This window comes from Allobosea sp. 05T433 (assembly GCF_056396065.1).
The window spans coordinates 85,474-93,426 of sequence record NZ_JBFTKS010000027.1 but is presented as its reverse complement, the minus strand read 5'-3'; the positions used below and the strand labels follow the sequence as shown (position 1 = coordinate 93,426).

General features: G+C 64.4%; 11 protein-coding genes. 6 read left to right on the top strand and 5 right to left on the bottom strand.

Translation table 11 applies throughout. The annotated features are described in order from the left end of the window. Positions 1 to 1,211 precede the first annotated feature (1,211 nt). Entirely contained in the window at positions 1,212 to 1,727 is a 516-nt protein-coding gene (locus tag AC1DGP_RS28215; RefSeq protein ID WP_441507617.1) for a peroxiredoxin, read from the top strand. A 159-nt stretch (positions 1,728 to 1,886) separates the two neighbouring features. Here AC1DGP_RS28215 and AC1DGP_RS28210 read toward each other — a convergent pair whose 3' ends face one another. Next, positions 1,887 to 2,570, bottom strand: coding sequence for a helix-turn-helix domain-containing protein (locus tag AC1DGP_RS28210; RefSeq protein WP_441507616.1), 684 nt, complete (start codon positions 2,568 to 2,570; stop codon positions 1,887 to 1,889). An 85-nt stretch (positions 2,571 to 2,655) separates the two neighbouring features. Between AC1DGP_RS28210 and AC1DGP_RS28205 the strand changes: the two genes are divergently transcribed. The 4 genes from AC1DGP_RS28205 to AC1DGP_RS28190 all read left to right on the top strand — a co-directional run bounded on the left by AC1DGP_RS28205 (position 2,656) and on the right by AC1DGP_RS28190 (position 5,187). Continuing rightward, positions 2,656 to 3,072, top strand: coding sequence for a hypothetical protein (locus tag AC1DGP_RS28205; RefSeq protein ID WP_441507615.1), 417 nt, complete (start codon positions 2,656 to 2,658; stop codon positions 3,070 to 3,072). Then, the gene (locus tag AC1DGP_RS28200; protein WP_441507614.1) at positions 3,069 to 3,692 is read left to right on the top strand and encodes a helix-turn-helix domain-containing protein; all 624 of its coding nucleotides are present in this window, start codon (positions 3,069 to 3,071) and stop codon (positions 3,690 to 3,692) included. Before AC1DGP_RS28205 ends, AC1DGP_RS28200 begins: the two co-directional genes overlap by 4 nt. Then, a complete protein-coding gene (locus AC1DGP_RS28195) occupies positions 3,689 to 4,564 on the top strand; it encodes a YdaU family protein (RefSeq protein WP_441507613.1) in 876 nt (291 codons plus the stop codon). Before AC1DGP_RS28200 ends, AC1DGP_RS28195 begins: the two co-directional genes overlap by 4 nt. Before the next feature lie 95 nt (positions 4,565 to 4,659). Beyond that, complete coding sequence (locus tag AC1DGP_RS28190; protein WP_441507612.1) at positions 4,660 to 5,187, top strand: hypothetical protein; 528 nt, start codon at positions 4,660 to 4,662, stop codon at positions 5,185 to 5,187. Between the two features lie 181 nt (positions 5,188 to 5,368). Here AC1DGP_RS28190 and AC1DGP_RS28185 read toward each other — a convergent pair whose 3' ends face one another. From AC1DGP_RS28185 to dapF, 4 genes are all read right to left on the bottom strand, one after another. Further along, complete coding sequence (locus tag AC1DGP_RS28185; protein ID WP_441507611.1) at positions 5,369 to 5,650, bottom strand: addiction module antidote protein; 282 nt, start codon at positions 5,648 to 5,650, stop codon at positions 5,369 to 5,371. 3 nt (positions 5,651 to 5,653) lie between these two features. Next, positions 5,654 to 5,944: a type II toxin-antitoxin system RelE/ParE family toxin gene (locus AC1DGP_RS28180; RefSeq protein WP_441507610.1), complete on the bottom strand. Its 291-nt coding sequence runs from the start codon at positions 5,942 to 5,944 to the stop codon at positions 5,654 to 5,656. A 147-nt stretch (positions 5,945 to 6,091) separates the two neighbouring features. Beyond that, positions 6,092 to 6,349 carry a helix-turn-helix domain-containing protein gene (locus AC1DGP_RS28175; RefSeq protein ID WP_441507609.1) on the bottom strand — a complete coding sequence of 86 codons (258 nt, stop codon included), beginning with the start codon at positions 6,347 to 6,349 and terminating at the stop codon, positions 6,092 to 6,094. 204 nt (positions 6,350 to 6,553) lie between these two features. Then, positions 6,554 to 7,402 (bottom strand): diaminopimelate epimerase, encoded by an 849-nt coding sequence (gene dapF, locus AC1DGP_RS28170; RefSeq protein WP_441507608.1) that lies wholly within the window; start codon positions 7,400 to 7,402, stop codon positions 6,554 to 6,556. Between the two features lie 366 nt (positions 7,403 to 7,768). Between dapF and AC1DGP_RS28165 the strand changes: the two genes are divergently transcribed. Further along, complete coding sequence (locus tag AC1DGP_RS28165; protein ID WP_441507607.1) at positions 7,769 to 7,918, top strand: hypothetical protein; 150 nt, start codon at positions 7,769 to 7,771, stop codon at positions 7,916 to 7,918. Positions 7,919 to 7,953: the final 35 nt, after the last annotated feature.

Below are 7,953 nucleotides of genomic sequence, written 5' to 3'. Positions count from 1 at the left end.
GTTCTCCGACACGTAGTCGTCAAGATACTCGGGAAGCAGGACACCCTGCCGACGGTCTTCACTCTCAACGAAGCGCTTCATCTAAGCTCCCGGAGCATCACCTCCAGGAATCCTAGCCGACTCGGCTCTTTTCACACAGCCTCGGTGGTAAGCTGACATCCACCGCCCGCCGATTTAACCTGTACGCACCGGAACGTTGGTGGCTCATGACGATCGTCGTGCTTCGACTTTTTCTCATGCTCTTCGTTGCTATGGCAGGCTCGACCGCAAAATCGAGTGGCCCCATCGCATTCTTTGGGCAGGTAGAGGGAACGAGTGAAACGTTGTCGGGACACTTGGAATTGCGGGAGGAAGGCTGGCCAACCGACAAATTCAAGTTTCGGTCGAACGGCGGTATCGACTGCGTTGGGCCGATGTACCAGAAGGCAGGGGTTCTCCATGAAGCGGTGTTGCGATGCTCAGATGGCCGATCTGGTTTAATCAGGCTTCGCATATACGGCGAGAATTCTGTCACAGAGGCCACTCTTGGTGAACGCAAGCTAATATTGTCGATACCCAATCATCCGCGTCATCGTTCTCGATAGTAGAGCATCGGCAGGAAAGGTCGCTGACGGATCTTGTTGATACCACCGCCGCACGGGAGCTTGTTAGAACTTGTTGTCAAAAAGGCCGCCAATGGCACGCTTGAGGCGATGCATCTTGGGCGCGACAGCTCTCGTCTTCCTGACCGGGATGGCGTCTGAGATGCCAATCAATGGCCTGATCTTCCCGACCAGAGAAAAGCTCAGCGGACACCTGATACTCGCCGGCGCCAGGTTTTCGGTTGAGCTTGTGGCCGGTTCCGGCGCGCAGTGCAGCGGGCACCTGAGCGATGAGAGGGGGGCTCTGTCTTGCTCAGACGGGCGCGAAGGCAGCTTCGTTCTGCGGCAAGATGAGGACAGGATGCGGGGAGACGGTACGCTGGGGGACGATAGCATGGTCCTGTGGTTCCCCGCGAAACCAACAGGATCGGACTGAATCCCGCATCGGCCATCAATGTCTCGCGGCAGCTGACATTCGCCAATGTCCGACATGGGTCGGGTCGATTCCGGCAGTGGCGACGACGCGCCGCCAACGTCTGAGTTGGGTCGACTCCGGAAATAGCGATGACGCGCCGCCTATGTCTCGGTGGGAATCGGACGGCCAAGATCAAAATCTGACCGAGGCAATCAATGTCCCTAAGCTCTCGTCTGGTCGGCATTCGGATGCCCGCGGTCGCTCTGCGTTCAACAACGGGGCGAAAGGTCGATCTGGCGTCACTGCCTGGAGGACGCACGGTGATCTATTGTTACCCTCGGACGAGTGAACCGGGGACGCCTGCGCCTACTGGCTGGGATGTCATTCCCGGCGCTCGAGGCTGTACCCCGCAGGCCTGTGCATTTCGTGACCATCATGACGATATGGCTCGCGTTGGAGCGACCGTGTTCGGTCTCAGCACCCAAGCAACCTCCTATCAGCAAGAGATGGCGACACGTCTGCACCTACCGTTTGAAGTGCTGAGCGATGAGGACTTCCAGTTGACGGATGCGCTGTCGCTTCCAACGTTCGTCGCGGACGGAATGCGCCTCATTGAGCGGTTGACCTTGGTCGTCAAGGACGGAGCGATCGAACACGTCTTGCATCCGGTAACCAGGCCCGAAAAGAGTGCGGAAGACACGCTTGAATGGCTGTCAGCGCATCAGGTTTAGTTTCGCTTTGGGTCCGGGAACCGAAGTCAGGCGAGACCCTTGGCAACGTCTGCTTCCGGGCGGCTTGCATGGCGCCGCTTGTTGCGCGATCGGGAACAGTCCAACGGCAAAGGCTATGAGCAGGAAGCCACGTCGCTCCGGCTGCAGGGCCCCTCGAACCTAAACCCCCAGCAGCTCGTCATAGGGAATGATCCGCAGCATCTGCTTCACCCGCATGGCGTCAAAGCGGAGTTCCTTCGGCGGGTTGTACTGGGAGACGACGATCGTCTTTGCGCCGCGGGAGACCAGGGTCTTGACGTAGACGGGGCCCGGCTCGCCATCCTCGTCGGAATAGAGCTCGAGCAAAACCTCGTCGCCGATCTCGGGGCGGCGGCCGTCCTCGTCGGCATAGATCTTCTTTCCCGCGCGGTAGAGCGGGTACATGCTGTTGGTGATCAGGTTGACCGCGAAGGCGCGCTTGCGCCCGGCCAGCGCCGGCGGCCGCGTCGTGCGCTCCAGCACATCGCCGTTCAGCCGGAAATCGCCGTCCTCCTCGCTGCCGCCCACCGCCGTGCCCATCACGGGCAGGTCGCGCGCGCCGCCGAGCGGCTTCAAAAGCTCCGGCTGGCCGGCGATTGCGGCATTGGGCTCGGGCTCGTCATCGCCTGACATCAGGGCGCCGTCCAGGATCAGGTGCTTCAGCCCGACGGCGGCGAGCACGCTGGTCAGATGCTTCGAGCGCCTTGTCTGGCCGTCCTCGATCTTCTTGATCGCGACCTGGGAGACGCCGATGCGCCGCGCCAGCTCGGCCTGGGACCAGCCAAGCGAATTGCGGGCATCCTTGATGAGCGGGCCGAGTTCCATAGGCCAATCAATAACTTAGGATATCGAGAACGTCTCGATAACTTTTGTGATTGACTAATCATAACTTAAGTTATCAATATGCGGCATGAACCCAGCCGCTCACCCAACCTCAACCCTCCCAGCCACGCCGCTGGCGCCAGCGACGCCCGTCGTCTCCACCACGCCTGCCGATCTCATCCCGCCGCGCGATCTCCTGCGTCGTGAGATCGACCGGGCCGGTTCCGAAGCCAGGCTCGCCGCTGCCGTCGGCTGTTCGCAGGTCGCGATCAACAAGGCCAAGCGCGCCGCTTCGGTCTCGCCCTGGATGGCGCTCAGGCTCGAGGCCGCGACCGGCGTTTCGCGCCAGCATTGGCGGCCGGATCTCTGGCCGGCCGACGGCGTGCCCTCTGCGCCGCCGGAGCCCGCCGTGCCCAGCACCCGTGCGCATCCCGGCCGCATCGCCCGGTTTCGCCGGGCCTGCGAGGCGCAACTGGCCTTCCCGCTGGACGGGGTGCGGCCATGACCGCTCTCCCGATCAAGGGCTATGCCAGGGAGTATGGCAGCGCCGAAGAGATGCTGGCAGCCTATCGCGCCAGGCAGGCCCTGCCGTGGAAACAGGCGGCAAAGCCGGACGAGCCGGCGCCGGTGGTGGCGGCCGCAGGGCCGGAGCGCGAAACCCGCGCCAAGCCCGCGACAGGCGCCTGCGAGGCCGACACGAGCGCGGCGGGTAAGTCGCAAGAGGAAGCCCGGCCCGGCGCCGTGCCCTGGGCAGTGGTGCGCAAGCAATACCGTCTGCACCATGCCAGCACGCCGCTGCGCGGGAGGATGCAGGCTGGCACGATCATCGCGGCCGTCGCTGCCGAGACCGGCATCACCATCGATGCGATCAAGGGCGAGCAGCGCGTTGCGCGCATTGCCGGGGCGCGCCAGCTTGCGATCTGGCGGGTGGCGGATGAGACCGAATTGTCGCTCTCCGAGATCGGGCGGCTGTTTCACCGCGACCACACCACCGTGCTTCACGCCATCCGCGTCACCAATCAGCGCCGCGGCGCCGATGTGCGGGGCTATGGCGGGGTTCCCGTTGCCCGGACCGAGGGCAAGAAACCTGCGAACCGGGCGCCTGCCTCCGGAGGCACGCGATGAGCCGGGCCTGGATGCCGCTCTATGTCGCCGATTATCTCGCCGATACCGGCCATCTCAGCGCGGCCGAGCATGGCGGCTATCTCCTGCTGATCATGCATTACTGGCAAAATGGCGGGCTCCCTACCGAGGACCGCCGGCTGGCCCGCATCGCCCGGATGTCGCCGGCGGAATGGGGCGCGAGCCGTGACACGCTGGCCGATCTCTTTGCCGAGGACTGGGTCCATAAGCGCATCGATGCCGAACTGCAGGCGGCAGCCGAGGCCAGCGGGAAGGCCAGGGCCAAGGCCGTCAAGCGTTGGCAGGTCCATGCTGCGGCAGATGCTGCGGCAGATGCCGCAGGAGTGCCGGGGCATGTGCCGGAGGCATGCAAATCACAATCACAATCGCAATCACTAATTCAATCACCCCCAGCCCCCAGGGGGACTGGGCGCGCCAGGGCGCTTCCTGAGCACCGGGAGATCGAGGCTGCGCTCGGCGCCGTGCTCTCGAAGGAGCAGGCTCAGGCCGTCATCGCCCATCGCCGGACGCTGAAGAAGCCACTGACGCTGCATGCGGCGAGACTTCTGGCGAACCAGCTTGCCCTGGCCGCCGAGCCGGACCGCGCCGCGGATCTGATGATTTTGCGGGGCTGGCAGGGTTTTGCGCCGGAATGGGGCGTCAATGCCGGGCTCGCGCTTGCCACCCCGCCGGACCAGTCCGGGAGCGATGCCGGGGCCGGCGTCAGGATCTCGCCGGTCGACGATCCCGAAGCCTGGGATGCCTGGCGGCAGGCGAGGGGCGGCAGGCCGCTTCCGACCGACAGGACCGGCTGCTGGACCGTGCCCAGCCGGCTTCCCCCGACGACCCCGCAGCCAAGCGAGCCAACAGCATGACCGAGACACAAGTACCGCCAGCGGGCGTCGCCGCACGGGTCGCACCAAGCCCCCAAACCCCAGCAGAGCAAACCCCAGCAGAGAAAGACGAGACGATGGCACGCGCAGGACGCAAACCCCGCACGGATGTCGGCCGCTACCGCAATGGCCGGATCAGGAATGCCGAGCGGGGCGAGCGCCCCGAGAAGATCATGGCGGTGGCGCTGGCGCAGCCGCACCGCAAGGGAAATGCCTCGCCGATGGCCGGCTATGCCTTTGGCCGGATGTTTCTGGGCGGGATGATCGACCGGCGCCAGTTCGAGGCGGCCGAGACGGTGACGCGCCGCTTCGTGCGCTATCATCGCCACATCACCGACAGCCTCCCAAAGCTGCCGAGCATGGTCGCCGAGCTGGTCGCGGGCACGACAGGCGAGGGGCCTGAACTCGACGTCGAGACAGTCGCCAAAATCCGCTCGCAGTATCGCGAGCTGCAGGACGCGCTGGCCGATTCCGGCCTGCACCATGACGGCAACGCCATCCTGATGCGGGTCTGCGTGCTCGACCGCGACATCACCGACCACGCGACCATGGGCATTTTCCGCTGCGCGCTGAACGTCATCGCGCATCGGCTGCGCTTGAGCTGATGCCGTAGCTCACGGTGGCGAGCTGCGCCCGGACCAGCGATGGCCGGGCGCCTTTCCGTTTCGGGCAGAACAAGGATGCCGCCACTGCTTACAGGTGCGCCGTGGCGTCTGCTTCAGCCCACAACCATCCCCGACAGGTTTACGGGGCAAGCCGGCATCGCGCCGGCCTCGTCGGTTCTTTTCAGGCTGCAACCCGCAGCTTCAACCCGAGCGCCTTCATCACGCCCATCAGGGTTGAAAGGCGAGGGTCTCCCTTCTCGCTGAGCGCGCGATACAGGGCTTCGCGCGTCACGCCCGCATCCTTCGCCACCTGGGTCATGCCGCGCGCCCTCGCGACCTCGCCAAGAGCCTTGGCAAGAAACGCCGGGTCATCCTCATCGAGGGCGGCCTCGATATAGGCGAGCTGCTGCTCAGGGGTTTTGAGATGCTCCTGGATGTCGAAGCGGGTCGTTTCGAGGGGCATGTCTCAGGCCTCCTGTGCCATGCGCTTTGCCTTGGCGATATCCGCCGATTGGCTGCTCTTGTCGCCGCCGCACAGCAGGACAACGATCGTCCTGCCCTGCTGGATGAAATAGACCCGATACCCCGGCCCATAGCTGATCCGCATTTCGCTGACGCCTTCGCCGACCGGCTTGACGTCGCCAAAATTGCCGTCCTCCATCCGTTGGATGCGCGTCGCAATTCGCAGCTGAGCGTTGGTGTCGCGCAAGGCCCCGAGCCAGCTGGAGAAGATCCTGGTCTGGCGGACTTCGAACATTCGTAACTTATAAGTTACGGCGCGATGAGCGTCAACGGATCGGGAAACAAGGGCTGCAGTCCCGCCGCGAGCGAGGCGAGCGAGCCGACAGGATCATGGCGGTGGCGAGCTGCGCCCGGACCAGCGATGGCCGGGCGCTTTCGCGGTTCAGCCCCGGATCATCCAGGCGAGGTCGAGCGCGTCGGAGCGCACCGAGGCGGCCGCCACCGTGGGGTTTTCCTTGCAGACGGCGCATTGGAGCGAAACGCGTTCCATCGCCAGGGCGTGAAGGGTGTTGACCTCCTCCCCATCGGCCCCCGTCTCGATCTCCTGCACGGCTTCCGGGCTCAGGCCGAACTCCAGGGCAAGGTCGTCCTGGCTCAACCCGCAGGCCTGGCGAAGAGCGGCGAACTCGGCACGGGTCATCGGGCAACCTCGCTTGGGGCGGCAGATTCCGGGCAGCGCTGCAGCCGGGGAGGCGACCGCCCGGCTGAAGGAGCATACGAAAAAACCGGCGACCGGTCAGGCGATCAAACGTGCCTTGCGTCCTGTTTCGACGAAGACGCTCTAAACTATCGGAGTCGAGCACGTTTTCTGCGTTCGGACGATCTCGTCGAAACGCAGCCTGAGCTAGGCCTTGTCGACAAAGCTGCCGTCCTGACGATGCATGGATTTGCCTGGGAGCGCGATTTCGCCACGGAAAACGGTCGCGACCCTGCCCGTCAGCCACACGCCGCTTCCAGCCTTCCAGGAAACACCCACGCTTCCACCATCACAGATGACCTCGACTTCCTCGTCGACAAGCCCACGGCGGATGGCCGCCACGGCCGCGCCGCAAGAGCAAGATCCTGACCCCGCCGGCACGCCTCCGCCTCGCTCCCAAATGCGCAGCCTTATGCGCTTCCGGTCCAGCACTTGAACGAAATGGACGTTGGTTTTTTCAGGAAACAGAGGATGGTGTTCGATCTGCGGCCCTGCCGACCAAGGGTCGATCGCCGAGAGATCATCAACGAAAAACGTGCAGTGCGGATTGCCCATGCTGCAAGCGGCAGGCTCGCCATCGAGCGGCAATCGCAATGTGTCGCAAGGCTCGGCGAGGGGAATGTCGCGCCAATCGAGCTGAGGTGCGCCCATATCGACGCTGATAGGCCCGTCCTGTGTCGACAGGCAGCGCAACACGCCTCGCTCGGTGCGCAAGGTCGTTTCCTGGCTCGCGGCCTCCTTCATCATCAGGTGAGCGACGCCGCGCGTTGCACTGCCACACGCACCCAAGGTCGTGCCGTCTGGATTCCAGAAGATGAGACGAGCGGCGGCATCGTCGCAGGGAAGCACCACCGCCAGTTGGTTGAAGCCGACGCCGCGGTTCCGGTCGCCAAGGAATCTCGCGACATCGGCATCAACCGGATTGGGGCTCGTGCGTGCATCGACGACGACAAAGTCATCACCGTTGGCATGCATCTTTACGAAGCTGAGAGTCATGCGCTTTCCCAGTCAAATCCGACGGTGCAGCCATGCGCTGCCCAGACCCCGGCATTGAACGTGGGCTGCCTGCCCAAGGCAATAACGGCGCGTCTTGACGCACGGCTGACATGTCGATTCAACGCGTCGTCCTGGCGGAAGCCTTGGGCGAGCGGATCGGTCTGGCGGAGGATGCATGGGCGCTGGTCGCGCCTTTGCTGCCGGCTGAGCGCGGGCGTGGCTGCCGACCCGCACAAGATAACGGCCGGCGACGAGGCCCAGGACGTTGGACCGGCGCGGGTGATTTGCGGCCGCGCCAGGAATGACCGGCGCTTCGGCGTTCCGGTCTCGCAACCGTGCGACCCTGACTGAAGTCTCACATGCACGATGCGCCGGTCTTCCCTCGCCGATCTCGGCTTTCAATGCTCCGTCGCGGGTGAGCGCGACAAATGGGTGCAGTCCAGCCCGCGTTATCTCCTGGCCAACAACGTCCCCGGAGTTCCCGAGGCAACGATCACAAGGCTGAAGCAGCGCTGAGCGGCGCGGCGCTCCCCTCCATGGTCGGGGCCCGA